Origin of the sequence: Mucilaginibacter sp. Bleaf8 (genome assembly GCF_018390515.1) — a bacterium.
Taxonomy (GTDB): domain Bacteria; phylum Bacteroidota; class Bacteroidia; order Sphingobacteriales; family Sphingobacteriaceae; genus Mucilaginibacter.
Genome location: NZ_JAHBBK010000008.1, coordinates 15,708 through 40,053, shown reverse-complemented (window position 1 = coordinate 40,053; position 24,346 = coordinate 15,708). Strand labels below are relative to the sequence as shown.

At 39.3% G+C, this 24,346-nt stretch carries 17 protein-coding genes; 9 read left to right on the top strand and 8 right to left on the bottom strand.

The features are described 5' to 3' along the window. Positions 1–131: 131 nt before the first annotated feature. Together KHS38_RS21320 and KHS38_RS21315 are read right to left on the bottom strand one after the other, a co-directional pair. The gene (locus KHS38_RS21320; RefSeq protein ID WP_213490804.1) at positions 132–3,377 is read right to left on the bottom strand and encodes a TonB-dependent receptor; all 3,246 of its coding nucleotides are present in this window, start codon (positions 3,375–3,377) and stop codon (positions 132–134) included. 135 nt (positions 3,378–3,512) lie between these two features. Continuing rightward, complete coding sequence (locus KHS38_RS21315) at positions 3,513–4,499, bottom strand: FecR family protein (protein ID WP_213490802.1); 987 nt, start codon at positions 4,497–4,499, stop codon at positions 3,513–3,515. 181 nt (positions 4,500–4,680) lie between these two features. Between KHS38_RS21315 and KHS38_RS21310 the strand changes: the two genes are divergently transcribed. Together KHS38_RS21310 and KHS38_RS21305 are read left to right on the top strand one after the other, a co-directional pair. After that, a complete protein-coding gene (locus KHS38_RS21310; RefSeq protein WP_213490800.1) occupies positions 4,681–6,078 on the top strand; it encodes a S41 family peptidase in 1,398 nt (465 codons plus the stop codon). 396 nt (positions 6,079–6,474) lie between these two features. Further along, entirely contained in the window at positions 6,475–7,854 is a 1,380-nt protein-coding gene (locus KHS38_RS21305; RefSeq protein WP_213490798.1) for a TolC family protein, read from the top strand. A 53-nt stretch (positions 7,855–7,907) separates the two neighbouring features. On the opposite strand, the gene KHS38_RS21300 is transcribed toward KHS38_RS21305, so the two are convergent. Together KHS38_RS21300 and KHS38_RS21295 are read right to left on the bottom strand one after the other, a co-directional pair. Continuing rightward, on the bottom strand, positions 7,908–9,080 hold the full coding sequence (locus KHS38_RS21300; protein ID WP_213490796.1) for a TlpA family protein disulfide reductase: 1,173 nt from the start codon (positions 9,078–9,080) through the stop codon (positions 7,908–7,910). A gap of 450 nt (positions 9,081–9,530) precedes the next feature. Beyond that, positions 9,531–10,505 (bottom strand): glycosyltransferase family 9 protein, encoded by a 975-nt coding sequence (locus tag KHS38_RS21295; RefSeq protein ID WP_213490795.1) that lies wholly within the window; start codon positions 10,503–10,505, stop codon positions 9,531–9,533. 877 nt (positions 10,506–11,382) lie between these two features. On the opposite strand from KHS38_RS21295, the gene KHS38_RS21290 reads away from it, so the two are divergent. From KHS38_RS21290 to KHS38_RS21280, 3 genes are all read left to right on the top strand, one after another. Then, positions 11,383–12,978 (top strand): vitamin K epoxide reductase family protein, encoded by a 1,596-nt coding sequence (locus tag KHS38_RS21290; protein WP_213490794.1) that lies wholly within the window; start codon positions 11,383–11,385, stop codon positions 12,976–12,978. 202 nt (positions 12,979–13,180) lie between these two features. Continuing rightward, positions 13,181–15,358 carry a peptidase domain-containing ABC transporter gene (locus KHS38_RS21285; protein WP_213490792.1) on the top strand — a complete coding sequence of 726 codons (2,178 nt, stop codon included), beginning with the start codon at positions 13,181–13,183 and terminating at the stop codon, positions 15,356–15,358. Between the two features lie 12 nt (positions 15,359–15,370). After that, positions 15,371–16,672, top strand: coding sequence for an HlyD family secretion protein (locus tag KHS38_RS21280; RefSeq protein WP_213490790.1), 1,302 nt, complete (start codon positions 15,371–15,373; stop codon positions 16,670–16,672). A gap of 282 nt (positions 16,673–16,954) precedes the next feature. On the opposite strand, the gene KHS38_RS21275 is transcribed toward KHS38_RS21280, so the two are convergent. Further along, positions 16,955–18,082 (bottom strand): alpha-mannosyltransferase, encoded by a 1,128-nt coding sequence (locus KHS38_RS21275; RefSeq protein ID WP_213490788.1) that lies wholly within the window; start codon positions 18,080–18,082, stop codon positions 16,955–16,957. A 557-nt stretch (positions 18,083–18,639) separates the two neighbouring features. Here KHS38_RS21275 and KHS38_RS21270 point away from each other — a divergent pair. Both KHS38_RS21270 and KHS38_RS21265 read left to right on the top strand, forming a co-directional pair. Continuing rightward, positions 18,640–19,389 (top strand): SDR family NAD(P)-dependent oxidoreductase, encoded by a 750-nt coding sequence (locus KHS38_RS21270; protein ID WP_213490786.1) that lies wholly within the window; start codon positions 18,640–18,642, stop codon positions 19,387–19,389. A gap of 65 nt (positions 19,390–19,454) precedes the next feature. Next, entirely contained in the window at positions 19,455–20,036 is a 582-nt protein-coding gene (locus tag KHS38_RS21265; RefSeq protein ID WP_213490785.1) for a TetR/AcrR family transcriptional regulator, read from the top strand. A gap of 278 nt (positions 20,037–20,314) precedes the next feature. On the opposite strand, the gene KHS38_RS21260 is transcribed toward KHS38_RS21265, so the two are convergent. Further along, positions 20,315–20,944, bottom strand: coding sequence for a TetR/AcrR family transcriptional regulator (locus tag KHS38_RS21260; protein WP_213490784.1), 630 nt, complete (start codon positions 20,942–20,944; stop codon positions 20,315–20,317). Positions 20,945–21,140: 196 nt separating this feature from the next. On the opposite strand from KHS38_RS21260, the gene KHS38_RS21255 reads away from it, so the two are divergent. Both KHS38_RS21255 and KHS38_RS21250 read left to right on the top strand, forming a co-directional pair. Further along, complete coding sequence (locus KHS38_RS21255) at positions 21,141–21,323, top strand: hypothetical protein (RefSeq protein WP_213490782.1); 183 nt, start codon at positions 21,141–21,143, stop codon at positions 21,321–21,323. A 65-nt stretch (positions 21,324–21,388) separates the two neighbouring features. After that, positions 21,389–22,102: a DUF3667 domain-containing protein gene (locus KHS38_RS21250; protein WP_213490780.1), complete on the top strand. Its 714-nt coding sequence runs from the start codon at positions 21,389–21,391 to the stop codon at positions 22,100–22,102. 291 nt (positions 22,103–22,393) lie between these two features. On the opposite strand, the gene KHS38_RS21245 is transcribed toward KHS38_RS21250, so the two are convergent. After that, the gene (locus KHS38_RS21245) at positions 22,394–23,362 is read right to left on the bottom strand and encodes an MBOAT family protein (RefSeq protein ID WP_213490778.1); all 969 of its coding nucleotides are present in this window, start codon (positions 23,360–23,362) and stop codon (positions 22,394–22,396) included. Between the two features lie 2 nt (positions 23,363–23,364). Next, the gene (locus KHS38_RS21240; RefSeq protein WP_249665515.1) at positions 23,365–23,802 is read right to left on the bottom strand and encodes a hypothetical protein; all 438 of its coding nucleotides are present in this window, start codon (positions 23,800–23,802) and stop codon (positions 23,365–23,367) included. Between the last annotated feature and the right edge of the window lie 544 nt (positions 23,803–24,346).

Here is a 24,346-nt window from a genome sequence, read left to right as displayed (position 1 = left end):
CTGTTCAAAATGTCCGTTTTGATCAGTGTTTAGTTTAAGTTTTGTTGTCTTTCATGATTACGGATTTGTTTTTTATAATAGATTACATTAAAAGCATTGAAGTAAATTAATGATAGGGCCTATGGATTTAATCAAAACCTGTAAATGAAATTTAGGGTGAAGGTGGTACCAAAACGGAATCGTCTGAACTTGGTATCGTAGTCTTTATTATAGTTGGTGCCTTTAGGATCAATCCGGTTAGCTGGTATTGGTTCCTGGCCGCCTGTATCAGGATATTCTTCAATTGACGCATCCCCAGAGTTTGCGCCAAGTGAATTATCATTGTTGAAGCGGTTCGTATAGATGAATTGCTCCTGGTTTAACAGGTTGCTTATGTTTAACCTGAACTCGGCCTTCTGCTGTTTTAAAAACTTATAGCTAAGCTGAGCGTCCATCATATCCCTTGGATTTTCATACTGATCGAGCGAACGGTTGGGTGAAGCATAAACGATCCTTTTTCCGTATCGATTATAAGTTACATTCAAACCGAAATGCGTTCCTGTATATAACAAGCCGCCATTAATAATATAAGGCGATTGTCCGGCCAGCGGCCGGTTACGTTTGGTGGATACTGGGTTTCCTTTAGTATCAACGGCCACCTGAGGATCGAAATCTATGCTGGCATCCAGCCAAGTAAAATTCCCTGATACGTAGATGTTTTTCCAGATAGGTGATTCGCTCCCCCAAAAGTTAAGCGACTTACGGAAATCAAATTCTACTCCCAGGTCCTTGGCTGATAATAAATTATTGTAGAATAGGGTCTGACCGCTACTTGTACCAATGTAAACAACTTCTATCGGGTTTTTAAACTTCTTGTAGAAGCCCGAAATGCTAACGATCTCACCCGGCGAAGGAAAATATTCAAGTCGCAAATCCGCGTTATTAATGTGCGTAGTTTTTAACGGAGCACCTGAGATTACATCATAGATCTCATAATCAAAGTACTGAAAAGCGGATAGCTCGCGTAGGTCTGGCCGGGCAACGGTTTTGTATACAGCAGCCCGTATGTTGAATTTGCTGGTCAGTGAATAGATAGCATTAACAGATGGCAGCCAGTCGGTTTGGTTGATCCCAGTTGCTACCCTGTTTACTTCCGTCGCTCCTTCATTCAGCACCCTGTCAAAGACCGTTTGGGTATTCCTTTCGGCACGAATACCGCCAATCAGGCGTAACCTCTGTAATGGTTTAATATCCAGCATGCCATAAAATGCATGTAGCCGCTGAAAGCCGTCATACCCTTCAGATGATGCGGTTGCCCCGTAAGTAGCCCCTCCGGTACCAATGGGGCGCAGGTATAAATCATCTGTAAAATTTGCCGTATTAAATACATCATAATAAGGCAACCCATTATAAAAATTGGTGCCCTTGTTAAAGGAAAACATTCGGTACAGGTTGGCATTGAAATCTGACTCGCGGTATTTACCCTGGTAACCTGTCTTGAACGTTTGATTTAATTTTAAGAAGTTGAAGGGAATCTGAATGTTTGTTCCCCAATTGTATAATTTCTCGTTTAATTCTGAATAATATAGTGAACCATTCTTTATTCTTGGATCGCTGAGATCGTAACCAAAATAGTCTTCCGGCGTATTATCGCCAAGGGTACCATTCCCTCTGGTCAGGATACGGCTATAAGGTTGATCGCGGTTTAACCTGGCGGCCGAGAAGTTCCAGTCCACTTTAATCCGGCTTTTAGTGAGGGTATGTTCCCCGCTTAACTGAGATTGCAAAAGGTTATTAATAACGGTTACGTTGTTATAATTGTCAACTCTTGTATTGTTATTATCAAAATCAACGCCCTTATATTTCCAGAAATCATCACTGAATTTACCATTGTAAGTATTTTGCAGCGTGATTTTGTTTTTGCCGAAGCTGTAACCCAGGTTTAAGGAACCACCAAGCGTGGTGATATACCGGTATTGGTCGCCTTGATAATCGTATGCTGAATTAAAATACATATCCCGCTGGTCGGCTCGTTGTTCGTTACGGTAGGTTAAAGCGCCAATAATCCCTAAACGTGAATCATTTTTAAAGGAAAGTACTTTTCCACCCTGTAACTGGTAGTTTTGTATTGGTTCACCTGTGTATTGTTTAAACCGCCAGTTCTCTGGAACAGAACCTAAAAAGCTGTTAATTTTGGTTCGTTGATCAGCCGTGGGCATTCCGTTTTTAACAGAGGAGATTACTGCATTATATTCGCCAAAACTCAGGCCTCCGGGCTTTCTATGAATGTCAGAACCTAAGCCCAGCCAAGCGTGGTTGCCACGATCCAGGCCGAGCGTATTCTTTCCGGTAGCACGGGTATTATAACCGCTTCCTACGGTTATCTGAAAAAAATCTTCTGCCGGAATGTCCTTCGTATTTACCTGAACTAATCCCCCTGTAAATTCTCCTGTTAAATCAGGGGTGGCTGTTTTATTTACAATAACGTTATCCACCAAAGCGCTTGGGATCATATCAAAGGCGAAATCCCGGCGATTAGGTTCACTGCTTGGCAGCATGGCGCCGTTCAGCAAAACGTTGTTATACCGGTCACTAAGGCCCCTTACCACTACATTTCGGTCATTCGATATTTGAAGCCCACTTATTTTGGCTAATACCTGCGCGGTGTTTGTGGCCGGCGTTCTGCTGATCTGTTCTGCTGTTATACCGTCAGACATGGCCGAGTTGTTCTTTTGCTTGGCGTATAATCCTTCGATAGAAGCGCGCCTGTAGCTGGCGGTTACCACAACTTCATTCAAAGATTTTGAATCAACGGTCAATAAAATATCCAGAGGCGTATTTTGGCCCGGTTTCACAATGATATCCGTGATGCGTTTAGTTTTAAAAGATATATAAGATACCTCTATTGTATATGTTCCTGCTGGCAGGTTTAGTTGATAGGTTCCATCTGCGGTACATTGGGTAGCATAATTAGCGCCAATTACCCGTATATTGGCACCCGGAAGCGTACCTCCTTTGTCGTCAAATACTTTGCCTGATAATTTACCCGGTTGTTCTTTTTTTATCCGGTTGGTAAATTCCTGATCGCTTTCTATTTGTATAGTGATTTCATTACGAATCATATGATAGTCCAACGGCAGGTCTTTCCGCATTTTTTTTAAGGCCGATTGGATAGATGACGACGTAAGCCGGAAATTTTGAATCTTGATTTTTTTTGCTGCGACTCTATCAAAGAAAAATTCATAACCGGTTTGTTCTTTGAGTGCATCCAATAGTTCTAATAGGTTTGCTTGTAAGATGTTAACATTGATAGTAGAAGCCGGTCTGGCCGGTGCAGACTGTGCCATTGCCGGACTAAAAAATACGAGCAGCAAGGCCATGAAAATAATGAACGACAAACGTTCCTTTTGAATACAATTACTTAATTTTGTAAAGACGAACATAAAATTGTGATAGTTTACTATTCAGTTTTGGGGAATGCCATGCCACTGGCATTCCTTTTTTATTAGGTGGTGCTATTATTAGCTACTATTTTAAAAGATCAAATATTCTTTCTCTCCTCTCTTTTTATAATGCAGGCCATGCATAAACAAGATGCTATGCAGCACTTCTTCCGTATCATTACGGTAATAATTTCCACTAACCGTTTTGTTTTTCAACACAGCCGGATTCGAAACCGTTAATGATACCCCGTAAATTTGCTCCATACGGTTAATCACATCTTTCAATGGAACGCTTTGAAAAATCACCTTTCCGCTTGTGTATAATTCCATTTTGCCGTTAACATCCATATGATTTATATTCATGTTCCGGTTACTACGATCATATTCCATCATTTGTCCTGGTGTCAAATCTTCCTGGCCGGTGCCATCGCTCACGCGAACATGCCCCCGAAGGAGCAAAACCCTTACTTGTTGCTCTGTAGAATAGGCTTCAACATTAAATGCAGTTCCTAAAACCGTTGTAGTAAGCCTGCCTGCATGAACCCGAAAAGGTTTTTGAGGATTATGTGCTACATCAAAGAATACTTCGCCGGAAATATTGATGTCACGTGTTTTCTCATTGAATTGGTTGATATTGTAACTTACTTTGCTGCCTGGGTTTAACCATAATTTAGTTCCATCTGTTAGTACAGCGTATTGCAGGCTTTTGGTAACGTTAATGATGGTTTCGTATTGAGCAATCTTTTCAGCTTTGCGTTGTGTTAAAGTATTTAGTAGAAAAGCACCGATACTGAACACAATAAGAACACTTGCGGCAATTGTAATATAAGGAAAGATATTTCGATGCTTAGGGAGCGGTTGTGGCTGTTCTTGCTGATGGATACGTTCCATCAAATTATCAAGGAATTTTTCTTTCAGCGAGTTTTCTACAGGCACACCTTCAGCCTGCTTCTCATTCTCTTTGATATACTCATTAAAAACCTGCATATCCTCGCCCTGAAAATATTCCTTCACTTGCTTCATCTCCCAACTGCTGCTCCTACCTTCAAAATATCTTTTTAAGATCTCCTTATTCATTATGCTTCGTTTTTACAAGCTCTGGTATCGCCGGCTGGTCAGATTTCATGTGCCTCATTTATTAAATAATCCAGAAAAGAGGAAACTTCCCTATTCCGGAATAAAAAATATTTGATAATAATTATTGGGCGGGAATAGGGAATAGTTGGAATAGACAGATTATATAATTATAGCGTATAGCATGAAAAAACTGGAACATGGTATTTCATCGGCTTTTATGATCGTAATCATATCATTATTAGCCGCCTGTAAGAAAGAAAATAGTGCAAGCGTACCTCTTTCCGGAAGTAATCAATGGATACTGGACAGCATGAGGGTCTATTATTATTGGAACAAAGAATTGCCCAAACAGCCTGCAGCTAATGAAAGTCCTACATCGTTTTTTAAATCCTTGCTCAATCCGGCTGATCGTTTTTCTTATATTGATAACCCTGACGAGGTAAAAACTGAGTACTCGTCCTTTGCCTGGTACGGCTTTGAATATGCTTTTGTTGAATCTGCTGCATTGGCCGGTCAGCTCATCGGAACGGTTACCCTGGTAGTACCCGGCGGCCCTGCTGAAAAACAAGGTCTTAAACGGGGAGATATTTTTACAGCTGTTAATGAAGTAGCTCTCAGCACATCTACATCCAATTCCATAAAGCGGGTGCTATCTGAAGGTAATGGTGTTACGCTTCAACTTGCAGATTTGCAGGATAAACAATTGATCCGAACTTCAGCTGTAAAGATCACGCATCAGAATTTTTCGGAACAGCCTGTTTACACCACCCGCATCTTTTCAGGAGGGCAAGCAAAAATTGGTTATATATTCTATAATTGGTTTAGCGGGTTAAACGATTACAATGTTCTCGATTCATTGAATAAGTTAAAAAGTCAGGGGATATCCGAGTTAGTTATAGATTTGCGTTACAATCCTGGTGGTGATGTGTCCTCAGCAGCAAAAATTGCTGCTACCCTAACGCCGGGCAAACCTGAGCAACTGTTTGCCATCTATCAGGCTAATAGCAATGGGGGCCACATTAATAAGTCATTTAATGATCTGATCGGGGAGAATGGTTTTCAGCCGCAAGATTTCAGTGAGTTTACTTCCCGCAGAATAAACCTTAAAAGGATATTTATACTCACAAGTGCTTCTACAGCATCAGCGGCAGAGTTATTGGTTAATAATCTTAAGCCTTTTATTCAGGTTATACAAATTGGCCATACCACTACTGGAAAGGATATGGCAAGCTTTGCCATTCGCGATTTTCACACACCTATAAAAATTAACTTTACATTACATCCATTAGTCTTTAAATTATATAATGCTAACGGGCAGGGAGAATATTCAAATGGTTTAACACCGGATTACATTGTTGATGAGTTCTCTGTTCTTCCGCTGAAGCCCTTTAGCGACCCGGATGATCCTTTGTTAAAAAAAGCATTGGAACTTGCCGGTATGGGATTAAGTATCAATCAAAAGAAAGTTAATAGTGCATACAATGCTTTAAGTAGTAAACCTGTTTATATCAGTAAAAGGTCATTGCCTATTATTGTTAATGAAAGCGGCTCGCGAGTAAAGGCCAGATTTCACAATTGAATGGATTGAGCTAATCAGAAAATAAGCTTTACTGATAGTTCTTATTGTGAGCTCGTTTATCAAAGTTACTGGTCCTTATAGGATGCGATATGTGAAGTAAAAGATATTTCCACAGTGTCTTTTAACTCACTTTTTTGACATAAGGCAGAGCGATCGTGTTATAGATATCTATTTGAAAGCCATTAATTACCTGCAGACACTGCAGAGGTCATTCTTTTAAAGACATCTTTGATACCCCATCGGTTAGTGATGCAAGCTTAGAGATAGATTACTGGTATATACAGCATGCCATCATATTTTACTATCTTTAAATGTCTTATAAACCTCTTAAACATGTCATGTCACAATGGAATAATAAGCGCATTGAAAAGTGTTTTTCTAATATGTTGTTTGTTGATGGCTAGTCTGAGAGGGTTTGCACAATACAATCTCCCGCTTACCGATGCGATAGACTCTGCTTTGAAACGAAGTTTGTTAATTAAGCAGGCTGAAAATAATGTTGCGTTAGCTATCGAGGATTTAAAGCAAGCCAGATATAATAAATTACCAAGTTTTGCGGCCAGTCCCCAAGCCAGTATCAACTGGGGGAGATCTCTCGATGTCTCTACTTATAGCTTTATAAATCAAAGAGTATCATTGATCAATGGAAGTATAAGTACCCAATTTACATTGTTTCAGGGAGGGCAGTTGAGACAACAGGTTCTTGAGAATAAGCTTATTTTGGAGGCAGGTAAAAGTGCTGTTACGAAGGTTAAATATGATCTGATATTAAATGTGGCTACTACTTATACCTCTGCATTAGCAAGCGAGGATATGCTGCAAACAGCAAAGCAACAGCTGCGCCTGGCACAATTAACCGAAGAAAATGTTAGAAAGAGCTTTGATGCGGGCAATAAGTCGGAAGCAGATCTTGCGCAGGTTCAGGCACAGGTTATAAAAGTAGAACTTAACATAGCAGACTTGCAAAATCAATTAGATGTAGCGCTGCTTACGCTCAGGCAATTGACTGAAATGCCAAATGTAACGTTCCTGTTAAGCCGGCCTGACACGGCGTTGTCTAAACTTAAAAGCACCTCGGTTGACTCTGTCATCTTAATTAGAAAAGCTATCGAAAATAATCCTGATATTAACATCGCAAGGAGAAATCTGGCAATTCGACAGCAGCGTATTAAAAGAGCAAAAAGCGCTTATTATCCCACTGTTTCACTATTTGGCTCTGCTGGTACTAATTACTCAGACGCGAGAACACTACTTACTGGTTCCAGACAAACCGGCTTTGATACAATTGGCACAGTAAACGGAACAAATCAGAGTGTGTTGACACCTGCCTATAGAAATAATTATAGCGGATATCCTCTGATTAGGCAATTTGCTGACAACTTTTATCAGTCAGTCGGAGTTAGCTTACAAATCCCCATCTTTAGTAAACTGAGCAATAGAATTAATGTTACTAAGGCGAAACTAGCATATATTGATGCGCAGTTTGTGGAACAACTCGCAGTTAGCAACTTTATTAAAATATTCAATCAGGCAATTACAGACATCAAGTTTGCCGAAAAAAGGCTTCGTGCAAGCGAAAAAAACCTTAAGGCGACTGAAAAAGTTTTATTGGTTAGTGACAAACGGTACAAAGCCGGGCTTATCGGTGCAATTGAGTACAATACTGTCCTTTCTGATTTTAACCAGGCCCAGCTCGACCTCATTCAAGCGAAATACGTTTTCTTGTTCCGTCTCAAGATCATTGACTATTATTCTGGCAATATGCTTGCATTTTGATGATTGCAAAAGTGCTATATAATAACCGATTGAATTTTTGGCGAGTAAAGGATTTATAAGCCTTTCTCTTTCAACTTCGTTACAATGTCAGTGATGCTCATATTATAATCTGTAATTTTTCCGTTCTTTGCATTGATTAAAATATAACTGGGAATTGTTGCTAAACCTAATTCTTCATCAATATGCTTATACATGGCTGGTGTAATCCAATATTGCGTGTAATTAAATGGATTTTTAGATAGGTAAGTTTGCCAAGGTTTGATTTGTTTATCTAAAGCCACACCGATAATTTTAAGACGTTTATTTTCCCTAAACTGTTCCTGAATTTCTTTAAGCTGCGGATGCTGCTGTATGCAGGGGCCGCACCAGGTGGCCCAGAAGTCAATAAGTATAAAGTCGTATCCTTGTGAGATATTGGTAAACGAAGTTAAGGAACCCTTATCGTCAACAAGTTCTAAGTTTGGAAATGACAGGTTTTCTTTCGGCGTGTAACGCTTCAACATGTTTTCATACAGCATTTGCATATTATCAATGCGAGCTTTACCAATTGCTTTTTTGTCTAAATTATTTAAAGCTGCCATAATTTCATTTCGGTAAGGATAAGCACCCCCAGGCAAGGGGAGGCAAATCAAATTTCTTAAGCTTTCAGCTGCTAACAGTGACGAATTGTGATGATTAATTACGTCAATCTCCGCCATAGTTCTTTTTCTATTGGCATAATCTGTACCGCGCTGGTTAACGTCTTTATAATACTGCACCAGTATACTATCGTTGAGCGCCTTTTCTCTGTTTAACATTCCACCATTTGTCGCCATTGTATTTGTAAAAATATTGATGGTAAGCTTTGTATAATTACTGTCTATCAAAAACCAGTATAAATCTTTTCCGGGATTTATTTTTTTAGCTTTAAGTTCTGCTTTGTAGATAGAATTATTCATGAGAGAAAGCCTGCTCAAAAAAAGGCCGGCATGCAGCACCGTGTCTTTTAGTTGCTTATTGAGCGAAATCTGAAATCGGCCATCTTGAATGATGCCCTTGTTAAACTCGGGTTTTACGTCTCCGGTAATGACATATACATACGCTTTATCAGTTCGGCCTACAATATCTCCCTTTATCTTTATATGCTCTATTTGGGCATATACGGACGTTTGAGTAAAATATAGAAGGATAGTTAAGGCAAGAATCAGCTTGGCTTTTACAAAATCTAACTTGGTGGAAACATTCATTGTGATGGGGGTTATAGTATTAGCTTTTTAATAATTGGTGCTGTCGGTTTTAACCGAGCTATTGTTTGGTGCTGGAAGTATACATACTAAATTGTATTTTGATATTTTGTGAATATTAAAAGTAGTGGCTTGTATTGTCAGTGCTTGATTCCACACAATCATGAAGTTTTAAAGCTGTTTTTCATTGTTCTATAGCCCTTAAACTTATTGTCGTAGCAAGTATTAGTTAATTAATGATATGGTTTTGAGAGATTGAATAAGACGTTTCCTTGGCAAGGACTACTTCCAAGGGACCTTCATAAGCAGACTCATATTACCTGTAAAGTGACAAATTATTTATATGATGTGTGAGTGCTTACTAACGCTAAATAAATAGGTGATTGTGCGTTGTGAAATAAACTTAATATTTTGTAGTCGGTTTGTTCCGGTCTCTTAAATTCATATTTTGGTTTAATTTATTGGGACAGTATTTTGTACTTCAACTAAGGAAGAAAAAGCATTATATACGTCTATCGGAGCCACTAAGTTAATATCAGTAGTTTCGGAAAATACGTGATGGTGCTGAGTTAAGGCCAGTCCATATCTCCGACTTGAATATTCGTTCGCAAAAATGCCTACTGAAGGTATTCTGAAAAAGTCAGCAGCATGAAGGAAACAGGAATCAATTCCTATGAATACACCTGCGTGTTTTATAAGATCCAGATTTATCTCCAGCGGAAGATCAGCAGCAGAAAAAATACGGTCTTTGTACAGACAATTTTCAGTGTTTAAGACGGAGTTCCCTACCAGCATAATAATATATAAAGGATATCGATCAAGAATCATATCAAACAGTGTATTATAATTAGGGTAGGCCCATGTTTTAAACTCTTTTGTAGTATCGGGATGTACGATAAGTAGTTTGTTATCTGGTGGGATGCTATCAATAATTCGTTTTGCTATGTCTCCATCACTAAACTTGTAGGTGGGCGGGTAGCTGTATTCGGTTAAATTAAGCTGATTATTAAAATACAAAGAAAAATTAAAGTGAGAAATGAGTGAATGTTTTTCCTGGTCCATTGGTACTTGAATTTTGAAAGGCTCGAAGTAACCCATTGTTTCGGTATCCAGGTAATCTATCAAATCAAGTAACTCAGTAAAAAAATAGGGGTTGATATATATAAATAAATCACAGCTTGTTATTTCACGTTTGCAAATTTCTACTGCTTCTTTACGGTTATCTGGCACTACAACATTTGGTATCTCAATGATGCGCCTTAAAGATAGATCTCTGAAAAACAAATCGGCAATACCCTTGGTGCATATCAGCGTTAAACGCCCTTCAAAAAATTCTGATAGTGCCCGCATCGCCGGCAAGTTAAAGAAACAGTCACCTATGCCATCTGAAAACAATAGGTATGGAGAGCTATACAATGGCTTATTCATAAAGATAAAAAGTTAAATGTGATAGCGAAAAGACACACTTTTTGCTGCGTTGCATCTTTGATTTATAGTGGTTTACATAAAAGTAAAATAAAATTTGATATAGAACAATAAAAAATTAGCTTTATAGAATAATTGTAACCAACGATTAACCGCACCCTAATTAGCATCCCTTTTAGATAGAATTAAGCAGCCGGCTTTTATCAGTTTATATTGATGAAAGATTTGGCATGAAGAATATTATTTGCGAATAAACTCACGGCGAGAATGAGTTGCTCACCGTGGCGCCAAGTTGGCCCCTTGGACGAAGTTCAACTCCATTATTTTATCATTTTCTAATTTTTTTGTTATGGAAAGATTTAGTTCTCTTTTACAAGAGTTGAGTAATGCTAAACAACTTACTCGTGCACAAATGAAAAATGTTCTTGGCGGAAGTGGAGGTGAAGGAAGTGGGCAATGTGCTTTTTGTACAGTAACGGGAGGTGTTGGCTCTGGAAGTTCGTCATGTTGGTATACGACCAGTTCATCCAATGACCTCTGCTCAAGGGTTTATCCTAATGGCTCAGGAACAAGCCATCTTGGCCCTTGTACCAGTGATTGCCATATGAACTAATTAAATAGCGCCCTATTAAGCATTTTATAGGGCGCTTTATTGAAGGCATCTATATAATATGTTTTACTATGATCATAGACGTTTAGAAGCGGCGCAGCTATTATAAGTCTGTACTGCTTAAGCCCGACCTATATCTTATTAACATAACATACTCCATGTTATTCTTTAACCTAGAAAAGGATGGTTAGATTATACATGCCCGTCTCGTCATCAGCATGCCATTGCTGAATGATTATTGTTTAAATCACGTTGGTAAATCTTAATTCAATGTCAATATTTTCATTTAGAAAGTTAGATAATACACAAGCAGTTGTTATCAAATTTTTAGAGCTGTTAAATATACCTGAAAACGATAATGTGGTATTGAAAAAATTAGGTTCTCATCCTGAATATCCTAGTTTACTTAGTATTGACGATGTCTTGACAGACGTGGGGGTAGAAACGTATTCATTTCAAATCGAACGTGAAAAGATCGAAGATATACCTTGTCCATTTATTGCCCATACCAAAAGCGATGGTTTTGTATTGGTTAAGAAAAGTTCGAAGCAGCAACTTGTTTTATATAATGAGCAAAAGGCTCATTACCGACTTAACATCGACCAGTTTTCAGAAGCTTTCGATGGAATTGTTCTATTTGCCGCAAACCCTTCAGGCATAAAAAAGACAATCCCTAATTCGCTAATGGTTCAAGTAAAGAGGGCTACCGTGGCTTTTGCTTTACTAACCTTGTTTGGCCTCCTAATTTATAACGTTGATATTTATAGAACCTCCGATCAGAAGAGTCTCTGGACCTTGGTCGCGTTATTCTTTCTAAAAGCAGCCGGTATATTTCTTACCTCTTTACTACTTATTCAGGGTTTTGATGCGAATAATTCATTCGTAAAAAAAATATGTAGAATTAATGCCAAAACAAGTTGTGAAAACGTGCTATCTTCTCAAGCGGCGAAAGCGTTTGGTGGATTTAGCTGGTCTGATGTTGGCTTTGTTTATTTTACAGCCACATTTTTTTCAATGCTTTTTACCCGTGAACTGGATTCTATGGTCAGGCTTATTTATCTCATAAATATCGTTTCCTTGCCGTACACGGTTTATTCCATTTATTATCAGTACAAGGTAATAAAGCAATGGTGTGTGTTGTGTTGTTTAGTCCAATTTGTTTTGTGGATGGAATTCATCACTTTATCCATTAATACAACGATGAGTTTTTCCATTTCAAATCTGCAACCTGTCACAACACTGGCAATCTGTTTCATATCTATTGTATTGTTTTGGACGGTAACTAAAGAGCTAATAGCCGGTTATTTACAGCTCAACCCCCTAAAAGAGCAATTAAGGAAATTTAAATATTCTGCCAAAATATTCGATCTAATTTTGCTTTCGCAACCCCGCTGTATCTTACCTGATCCAAAGTGGTGCATACAAATAGGAAATTCTTTTGCAAAAAATAATATTGTTCTGGTTACAAATCCATTCTGCCCTTCCTGTAAATCGATACATAATGAACTGGATAAATGGTTGCAGGATAGAGTTGACCTCAATATACTCATTGTATTTGCGCCGGACTTAGAGGAGAAGGGTGTTAAAAATCAGATGATTCAGCACTTGATTGCACTTAGCGCTCTGGAAAATAGTTCGATACTTATCGAGGCCATGCGGGACTGGTATGCGGCCGGAACCTACGATTATACAGGTTGGTCAAGGAAATATCCTGTGACAATTGACGAGTCAGTAACTCTTAAATCGCAGTCGCATCGACATTGGTGTGAAACAACGCAGATACAGCATACACCTACCATGTTTTTAAATAGTCACTCTTTGCCCAATACTTATTCGTTGAATGATTTAAAGTATCTTTTGACTTGAGTACAAGGTAGTATAATGCTTTCTGCGAACTCGTATATTAATTAAATAAGTTTAATTGATTTCTTCATGCCGATTGAGGGATTGAAGAGTGTTTAGCGGTATATTGAGCTGTGGTTCCCCTAGGCAAGTATAGAAGTCTTATAATACTTATGATTTAATTATTTATTGCACAGCTTATTGGTCCCCAATAATATTTAGAGCTATGGTTTTCCCCTTCTTTAAGCAGCCAGATCAAATGGATTGCGGCCCTACCTGTCTACGAATGGTAGCTAAATATTATGGGCGTAACTTGAGGTTGCAGACTTTGCGTGATATATGTGAGGTTAATCGGGACGGTGTGTCATTGTTAGGTATCAGTGATGGTGCAGAAAAGATTGGATTCCGGTCCCTTGGTACTAAGCTAAAATTGCCTAATCTAAAATCAATGAAGCTGCCCTGTATTCTGCACTGGCGGCAAAATCACTTTGTTGTATTGCATAAGATACGCAAGAACAACTATTATATTGCTGATCCAGAAAACGGGTTAATCAAACTGAATGAAGCGGAATTTGTCAATAGCTGGATATCTGATAAGGAATTAAACGAAGGCATCGCACTGATATTAAATCCAGCCCCGCAATTTTACGAGCGAGAGGACGACAAGGCTGACGGAATCAGTTGGTTGTTCTTACTTCGATATATTGCTGCTTATCGGCAAATGGTCATGCAGTTATTTTTAGGATTAACCATTGGAACCCTATTGCAACTTATAGTCCCTTTCCTGACACAATCAGTTGTTGATATTGGCATAAATACAAGTAATTTACACTACATATATGTTGTCACCATAGCACAAGCTATTTTAATCATTGGAAGAGTTAGCGTTGAATTCATCCGGTCCTGGATACTTTTACATATCAGTACCCGGCTAAACATTTCAATTCTAACTGATTTTTTAATAAAATTGATGAAACTCCCCCTCAGTTTCTTTGATACAAAAATGACGGGTGACATCATGCAGCGTATGAATGACCAGCAACGCATTGAAAGCTTTTTGACTGGTTCATCATTGAACACATTGTTTTCATTCTTTAACCTATTCATATTCTCTGTAGTTCTGGCATCTTATAGTACTATGATTTTCTTCATTTATATAATGAGTAGTTTCTTGTATGTAGGGTGGATTTTTATCTTTCTAAAAAGTCGCCGTAACCTGAATTACAAAAACTTCGACATATCATCAAAGAATCAGAGTAATGTTGTTCAATTAGTTAGTGGCATGCAGGAAATCAAACTTAACAATTGCGAGCAGCAAAAACGGTGGGAGTGGGAACACCTGCAAGCAAGGCTTTTCAGGTTCAATGTAAAAAGCCTTGCGTTAAGCCAGTATCAGCAAGGCGGCTCTACATTCATCAATGAATCGACCAACCTCGTTATTACTTTTATCAGTGCTAAAACTGTAATTGATGGAGGATTCACCTTGGGGGCTATGATTGCAATACAATATATTATTGGTCAGCTTAATAACCCCGTACAGCAATTTTTAGCCTTTATTCAGGCCTTCCAGGATGCAAAGATCAGTTTAGAAAGGATGAATGAGATTCACCAGATGCAAGATGAAGAACCTGTTGATAAACAGTTTAATCATGTTTTACCGAAAGATCTGAGTGTTACTTTTAATGATGTCACATTTCGTTATCCAGGTGCAGGAAATGAACCGGTATTGCAAAATATATATTTAAATATTCCAGAAGGAAAGACCACTGCTATTGTAGGTATGAGCGGAAGTGGCAAGACAACTTTGTTGAAATTGTTATTAAGGTTTTACGAAACAGAAAAGGGAGAGATAAGGGTAGGAGACCAGCTGCTTACCAATATTGGCTTTAAAACGTGGCGTCGCGAATGCGGTGTGGTTATGCAAGATGGATTCATTTTTTCAGATTCGATAGAGCGGAACATTGCAGTTGGCGACGAGCGGCCTGATAATGACAGGTTACAGCATGCTATTAAAGTTGCTAACATCCAAGATTTGATTGATTCGCTGCCATTAGGAGTTAAAACAAGAATTGGTGCAGAAGGGAATGGTATAAGCCAGGGGCAGCGGCAACGCTTGCTTATTGCACGTGCTGTTTATAAAAACCCTAGCTATATTTTCTTTGATGAGGCTACAAACTCCTTAGATGCCAATAACGAGCGGGTAATTATGGAGAATATGAATTCTTTTTTTAAAGGACGTACCGTGATAATTGTGGCACACCGGTTAAGTACTGTCAATAATGCAGATAATATTATCGTGTTAGATAAAGGGCGGATAATTGAGCAAGGTACGCACCAGCAACTTGTTGATGGTAAGGGAGAGTACTTCAACTTGGTGAGAAATCAGTTAGAACTTGGAATGTAAAAATGAAATCTTATGCCATCTGGAAGTTTCAATAATCAAATAGAAGGAAGACACTCTGATGAGGTACAGGATATTGTATCTGAAGTTCCGTCTTGGGGCCTGAGATGGGGTACTTTCATTTTTTTGTTGATTCTTATAACTGTTCTTGGTCTCTCGGCTTTTATACAATATCCGGATATTGTAAAAACACAACTTAAAATCACATCCCTTGAGACGCCGAAGTCAGTAGTTTCGAAAATTAATGGGAAGCTGGTTGAACTTAAGGTTACGGATAACGACTATGTAACTGCTGAACAACCTTTGGCTTATATGGAAAGTACGGCCAAACACGATAAAGTATTAAACTTATTAATGCATTTGAAGCGAATGCAAAAGCAGTTAAGTGAGAATCAACCAATAGACAATCACCCTTTTTCAAATAACAGCACTTATGAACTAGGTGAGTTGCAATCATCTTACCAGGCTTTCGCACAGGAATATCTGGTTTATAAATCTTCAATTGAAGATGGCGCTCTTTGGAGGAGGAGGAACTATCTCCAAAAAGACATCTCGGCATTGACAGAGCAGGAGCGCCAACTGAATTTAGAGAAGGCATTGTTACAGCGCGATCTTAGCTTAGCTGAAGATGAATATGTGATGCATAAAAAGCTGGCAGAACAAAAAGCAGAGACACCAGCAGAGTTAAGGCAACAAGAAAGTAAGTACCTCTTGCGTAAGTCTCCAGTTATACAGAACGATGCGCAACTTATCACCGCCAGAACAAATAAACAAGGCAAATTTAAAGAGATAATGGAACTGGACCATCAAATCCGGGATGAAAAGCTACAGTTTAGTCAGGCATTAAACAGCCTGATCAGCCAAGCCGAGGAATGGAAAAACAAATATGTACTCACAGCTCCGCAAAATGGCAGAGTAGCTTTCTCTGGTATAATTCAAAAAAATCAAGTTGTAAGAACTGGAGAGGAACTTTTTTATGTTAATGCTGGTGGTGATAAATTTTTTGGACAGATGAACATCCCTCAAGAAAACCTTGGTAAAGTGAAGCAAGGGCAGTTGGTGTTGATTAAGCTTAAAAGTTATCCTTTTGAAGAATACGGTATGCTAAAAGGCAACATCTCCCACATATCCGACGTCCCATACCACGACAGTGTCTTTTTTTCTAGGGTGAATATTGTTTCAAGATCTCAGTTGAAATCACAAAAGCCTATACATTTAAAGCAAGGTATGATTGCAAATGCAGAAATTATTACTCAGGATGCAAGCATATTAAAAAGAATAACACGAGATCTGATGAAAGTAATAAGTAGAAATTGATAAGGTAACGGCAGCTTAAGTACATTGTACATTAACCAAAATCATAAAGGAGATAGTAGTGCAGTACGCTTGTAAAGATATAGGAGATTAAAATAGCCATATAGTTGGTAAAAAAGGAGTGAGGTAAGAATAAGGCCATGGGACCTATTTAAGGTATCAAACTCTTCCTTTACAGTAAGAACAATCATTCCTTTTTGAGAAGCCATCCTAAACTTAAAAAGTTTGACCGCAGGCCTTTATTTTCAAGGAGTGCAAAGATTCTAATACTCAGTCAATAGTTTATTAAATCGGTTCGTTCATTTTTGTGAACGTAATTCGAGTAGAGAATCTATTCTCTATAAAATGAGAATACTGTAAAAACTTTAAATAGTGGTCAGACCGGCGCCATTCATTTAAAATGTTTAAACACTTCGTTTCTAAATTTCCATAAATCTGAACAAAGTCCTGCTCTTGGATATCCCCTCTGATGTCTATAGACATATCCCCTCGAGGCGAATCGCACACAATAAACTCTTTATTATTTGCATTAACAGTAAATGTTTTAATGTATTCCCAACATTGTTCATCAGCCTTTGTAACCCCCCATTTAATTAAATTTCGATGCAGGAACAACGGCTTTCCAAAAGTGTCGAATTGAACCATTGTTGTTCCATAAAAACGTTTATCTTCTTTAAATCCTAGCGAACCAACATGATGATGAACCATGTAGTATTTCTTATCTAATGCAAGCCATGCGAACTTAAAGGTATCCTTGTCGCCTAAAAGTATTTTGTAATAGTAGGCCGATAGCATATTGAAGTATAAACAAAGCTGCAATTCCTTCCAACACTTTTGTTTGTGAATAAGTATCTGTCCGCTTTCCTGTTCATTTTCATCAAAATAATCTTTTTCAATGATTTTCCAAATAGCGTTATCGGGACTGGTTTTCCAAAAGTCTGGCCAGAAAATGCATCCAAAATCTTCGTATTCTTTTAATGTAAAAAGATATTCGGGATTAAGGATGCAGTTGTTGTCTGCATCTAAGAATAAAACTTCTAAAAACCGGCTGTTTATGATAGCAAGTGGTTTTAATACGTAGCCGGGCGATATATCAGGGTCTATGTCAAGAAAATCTCTGAATTCGACATTAAGCCCATGAAAAGCGTCGATAACTGATTTGGAGACCTCATTACCTAGGTACCAGACCTCTATTGGTAAGCGGCACCCTAAACTACGCAAAAGCTTAATTGATACGATTACGCAAGAAATATAGGTAACGTTTCCAGCGGTATAAACAATTCCTTTTCCTGAAGAGTCCTGATTAAACTTACTGGTGTTAGCTATATAATTTTTCCAATCATCTTTTAATACTCTAATCTCTTCTTCATTAAATTGATGATTTGCTTCCCTTATTCCGCTTTTAGTAAACATAGGCCTGTGAATTGAGTAAAACTTATAGTTTGCTCTATTAGAAAGATATGGTTAAGTTAAAAAAAGCAAATGATTTATTATCAATTATTTGATTATTAGATATTAGTCTTTTGTAGTGATTAAACCTGGATTAATTATTCCGATAAGTAATAATTCGTTTAAGTCCGAAGTTTATCTTCGAACGATGGGCAAAGCAGAATGAAACATCGTTTCTAGTGTTAAAGTGCTAAATTATGGGAAAGAGATTGGCGACATTGCACAAGTTGCCCTGTACTATGGCTCTTTCGAACGTGTATCATCAATGGAGTAAAAATCATTTTTGAAGATGAATGAGAGAGCGTGTGTATACTTTGTGTTCGATACTTATATCTGACAAGAGTGATTGGTTCAACCTAAGCTCACAAAAAATTTACTTCTGATATCACCTTGTAATAACTGCTTTTTTAGATAGACACCAGCTTCCATTTGTCATTCTAGATTAATTTTACAATTATTTAGGAATGAACATTCCAAATATATACCATATTTGGAATGTTCATTCCTAAATAATACACAACATGAAAAAATTAGTGGATAAAGTAGCGTTAGTAACAGGCGCATCTAAAGGTATTGGTGCTGGCATTGCCAGAAGTTTAGCTGCTGAAGGCGCAGCCGTTATAGTTAATTATGCCTCTGCAAAAGCAGGTGCCGATAAAGTGGTGGAAGAAATTGCTGCTGCAGGCGGCAAAGCCATAGCTGTGCAGGCCGACGTATCAAAATCAGTTGATGTAGAGCGTCTGTTTGCTGAGGCCGAATCTGCCTTCGGGCCTCTGGATATTTTGGTCAATAATGCCGGCGTTTACGAATTTGGCGCAATAGAAGCCATTACAGAGGAGCATTACCATCGTCAGTTCAACACCAACGTACTTGGGCTGCTGCTGGTTACCCAGAGTGCCGTAAAAAGCTTTGGTGAGCGCGGGGGCAGTATTATCAATATTAGTTCAACGGTGTCACGTATTACGCCGCCGCAAAGCTCAGTGTATACAGCTACCAAAGCCTCAGTAGATGCTATTACGCAGGTATTGTCGAAAGAACTGGGCCCTAAAAAGATTCGCGTCAATGCCATCAACCCTGGCATGGTAGAAACGGAGGGTACGCATACCGCAGGCTTTATTGGCAGTGATTTTCAGAAACAGATTGAGTCGCAGGTTCCACTGGGGCGTGTCGGACAACCGGAAGATATTGCGCCAATTGCCGTATTCCTGGCCTCAGAAGATTCTGGCTGGCTGACTGGCGAGGTATTGATTGCCAGCGGCGGCATGCGATAAACTATTAAACTCACCAACAAAATTAATAGCTTTGTCCTTTTATTTAGGACAAAGCTATTGTTATTATGGCTAGAACGAAAGATTTTGATGAAAGGGAAGTACTGAAAAAGGCTATCTGTCTTTTTTGGAACAAAGGCTATAATGGTACCTCAATGCAGGAACTGGTGGATGGCTTGGGCATTAGCCGTTCCAGCCTGTATGACACTTTTGGCGACAAACATCAGCTCTATCTCAAAGCGCTGGAAGCCTACCAGCAAGGTTACGGCAATCAACTTTGTACGCTCATCCGCGAAACACCCACGGCCAAGGCCGCTATTAAGGCTATGCTTGATTTGGTGGTAAACAATTTACTGAATGACCAGCAGCGCAAAGGCTGCTTTATGGTAAACGCGGGTATTGAACTGGCAGCACATGATACCGAAGTGAACGAGCTGATTTGTCAGAACGAGCAGCAACTGGAAGAAAGTTTTCTGCAGGTTATACGACAGGGGCAGCAAAGCGGCGAGTTGGACAAAGCAAAAGATGCACAGGCATTGGCGCGCTTTCTGAGCAATACCGTAAAAGGCATGCAGGTTTACGTAAAATCAACTACCGAAAAAAGGTTCTTTGAGGACATTATTAAGATTGTGCTGACCGTGCTGGATTAGGAAGATAGCACCGCAGTACGTGCGATAAATCGTTCACCTGCATTCCGGTTGCCTCAACTTCAAAAAAGCTTTTGCTTAGCCTTGGCTCATTCTCTGCCTCCGGTTCAAAGTAGTGCGCGGATTATAACCGCTGAGAATTCGTTTAAAACTCGAAATCATACTTTAAGCGCAGCTTCTGACTGGTGTGAAGCGTAAGCAGTATACACTTAAGTAAATAAGTTCTTTGTACTGGAAAGCGTTACGAACCTTAAACGGGAGCCTGCAACGTATTACTGGTATTATAAATTTTTATAGGTAGATTGTAACAGAAAGGACAGTGCTTTCCTGATTTCGTTTCGGCCTTGTTCGGCCTGCAAATCAATGCCGCAAAAAACACTTCCGTTAACAGCCGCGTAAAGGTCCAGATAATAAGTGCCGGCAATAAGCACGGCCATAATTGAGCGGAACTGAGTAGACTGCCCGCCAAAATGAGGGTCGGTGATGCTTTGAAGTAATGTTTCGCCGTTTGCCTCCTGGGCATCAGTCAGCTTTTTAAGTGATTCTCTTTGCTCGGTTAACCGCCACAACAATAACTTTTGGAAAGCTTTGTCCTTTGCTACATAGTCAAACTGGGACAATAGCATGTCTTCTACGAATGCATGGCCGCCGTCGGTGATCGCATCAGGTACTTTTTCACCTTTAACGTTGCTCCAGAAGTCCTTTGTCCGGATGTATTCATCCATTAGCTGCTCTGTTCCGCCAAAATACTTGTAGATCAATTTTTTATCTAAGCCGGCAACTTTAGCTATGTCATTCACTTTGAGTGCAGCAACTCCCTTTGTGATCAAAATTTGCTCTATAGCGTCTAAAAACCGCTGCTTTGTCTGTGCCTTATTTCGCCTTATGCCTTTCGCTGCTTCCTTTTCCATAATTATCGATGATATCTAAACAACTGCTTGCAAAAGTAACAATCTACATCAAGTACCATTGATGCACAATTTGCTTTAAAAAAATCATATATTAGTCACCACTTGGTGACTTTAATATTATATTTGTTCTTGCCACGATGCCCCGGTTCAGGGGGTAATCAGATATAATTAAATTGTAAGAGAGTTTGCAATCTATATGAAAAAGGGAAATGCACTTAAATTCACGTTAGGTATTGTTGCCATAATTTTGGGTGTAACATTATTTAAACATTTTGATTTTGAGCATTTAAGATTTGCAAAGCCTGCTTTAGATATTCTCTATTTAATTGTCTTCATTGCTTCAGTTTCCTTGCTGTTAAAGAAACCAAAGAAGCAGTGACGTAAACTTACCTTCCTATTCAATCTTTTCCATCATAAAATACTGTCTTATTAACCTTTCATCACATGAGTAATTGCAAGGCTTGCGACTTCGAAGTTTTACATAAATACTGTCCAAATTGCGGACAGCCTGTAGCGTTAAAAAAAATAAATGGCGGCTACCTCCTCCACGAGATTGAACATGTTTTGCATTTTGAACGGGGCATACTTTATACCATAAGGGAACTGCTGCTCAGACCGGGCACCAATATCAAAAGATTCTTATCTGATGACAGGAGCAGGTTGGTTAAGCCCGTAATCTTTATCATTGCAACTTCTGTTGTTTACACGCTGATCTCGCATCTTTTTCATGTTGAAGGCATAGTAGACAAGAGTATTCAAAAAGGCTCTACAACTGAAAAGATCATGATCTGGACTGAATCACACCTGGGATATTCAAACATCGTGATGGGCGCATTGATTGCCCTTTTTATAAAGCTTTTCTTTAAATATTGCGGCTATAACTATTTCGAGATTCTGATTCTGCTTTGTTTTGTGATGGGTTTTGGCATGTTGATCTCTGCCCTGTTTGCCGTGCTTGAAGGTGTAACCCATATCGATTTGAAATTAATTTCTTCAATTATTGCAATTGGTTACTGCTCATGGGCAATCGGGCATTTTTTCGCGGCTAAAAAGGTTATGAGCTATATCAAGGCATTCCTTGCCTATATCATGGGTGCCACCACTTATTGGCTACTGGCGGTATTATTGGGGAACTTTATTGACGCAGTACTAAGATAGTAAATGCGGCCAGCCTACTTTTCTCAAGGGAGGCGGGATGTGGTTGCTGGGAATTATAAGCCTTATGAAAGAGTTCATCGTAGAAAAGCTACCTGCCGGGATAATGCAGTGGCTGAAAGCTTCTTTGAATCCGTAAGAACTGGATGGTTTATCGCTGATCTTTTCAGACTCAGGCAAAGCCAGATTGGCTGTGTTTAAATATATTGAGGTATTTTCCTTAATTCAACACCTCAAGAGTCTGTTTAGTACAAAAGAAAAGTCTAACCAATTCACCGGAATTATATTGTCCAATTATTTCATTTGAAGTCCGGCAAGCGGCCATATTACCTCCTGCAAAAAAGTAGCATGAAACAACAGGGGTATGGGAGCAACAAGCCAAAAAAACACCCATAAACGCGCTGTTATTTTGTTTTGTAGAAAGTTGATATGATGCAGCGCTAACCTTTTTTCTAACAGCACTGCTAAGCCTTGAATTAGAAAGTAAAGTAAGGGGTGTCCATATCCTTTATTAACCGGTACACTCAACGCCAGCTCATGTAATAAGCCTGAGAAAATGAATACGGCCATTAAGGCTGCTGCATTGCTCACCTTGTGCCTTAACGGCCTGAATAATGTAACTGTCGTCATTTCAATGAAGGCTATATTCCAGCGCTTTCCCCAAAACTCGGTGAGGCCGGTGGATATAGCCGGACGGTTAAACAAGTAGTATGCATGCACGCCCGAAAGCCGCCAGATACCAGCACTGATGCTTAACAGGCCAAAATGTAACACTAAACTAAAAGCAACCAATAATAAGGCACTTACGGTTACATACAGGAAAGTAGAGTTGAGCGGCTGCCTCACCAGCAGATGTGCTACGGCGATAAGCAGTGCACCAGCCACTAATCTGCTTACGCCGAACGTAATCATTTTCCATGCATCAGGTACAGCGATAGTTCCCAGCGTTTCAAAAAGCTGCGCACGCATCCCGGCCCAGCCCGCTGCAAATGCCACCCACTGTTTAAAAGTGAGGGTGAAAGGTTTGCCGCTATAACCTTCGGTTGTAGCTATCACTTTCATAGCGGTAAAAGTAGTAGCTGTTATGGCCAGCATTTTTATGATAGGGGGCAATTGCCAGGATATAAGGCATATTACTACCACACTAATCACCAGCATAAACCACGCAAGTACAACCTGTACCTTTTTTGCCGTGATGTATCCTGCAATAATGATTACTGAATTAAGCAGTAAAAAGCAAAGCAAAGGCAATAAGTGCAGCATGGCTATAACTTTTGGAGATTGCTATAAAAGGCAGATGCATATACTATACATAAGAATAAGAAGAGTGACACCAGCACAATTTCGCCAAATACAAGCCATTTGCCGGTAGGGAAGTTCTTCCGCTCGAATCCAAAAAATTGTATACATATCCGCGAAACCCAGTACAAACCGATGAAGCCGGTATTAAGCACAGCCAGTTTTGACCCATTGGTTAGATCGTGGGCGCAAAATGCGGACACAAATCCGAAGCAGAAATTGATAACTAAAATATACCCCGCATACATCCAGAAAATATGCCGGATGAGTGGGTTTACTTTGGTTAGCTCTGTTTTCCATTTAAGGATACCCGGTATAGCTGTGCTACCTGCAGCCAGGCAAATTTGTCCGATACCTGCCAGGCGAACCAATAATTCGATGTGATCAAAAATGCTTTTCATCATGGTACGGCTTTAACTATCAACCGCATAACAAAATTACATATATTTCTGAACTTTCAAAAATAAATGAAAGTTATTTCAATTTGTGCCTGTTTCGCTTTCTCTAAAGGTGCGTCAAGCTTAGGGTGTAGTGGGGACGCCATTTTATTGTGAGAGATAATGTTATTACGAATGTTGTCATTGCAGGTCATAGCATGCACTTATGTGCTGTAATATGGCAGCGAGCGGGCCACTTTGCTCTCACGCTTATAACAATAAGAAAAGTACTGACAGTATTGTGTCATGAGTATAAATACCTGTACCAAACTGTTCCGGGTGTTCCACCCTGTACCACTTTTTTCTAACGGCCTATACGTGCTGCAAACGCCGTTTTAGGTGTACCAAAGTGTACCACCTGTACCGGTTTGTTCCGCTTTGTGCCACTTCAAAAGTGGTACACCCGGAACGGTACAAAAAAGCCCATTGCCTGGTTAAAGGCAATGGGCTTCATTCTTTTTCGGAGGGAGGTAAGAGCACAATATTGCTCTCCGCTCCAAAATCCTCGCCT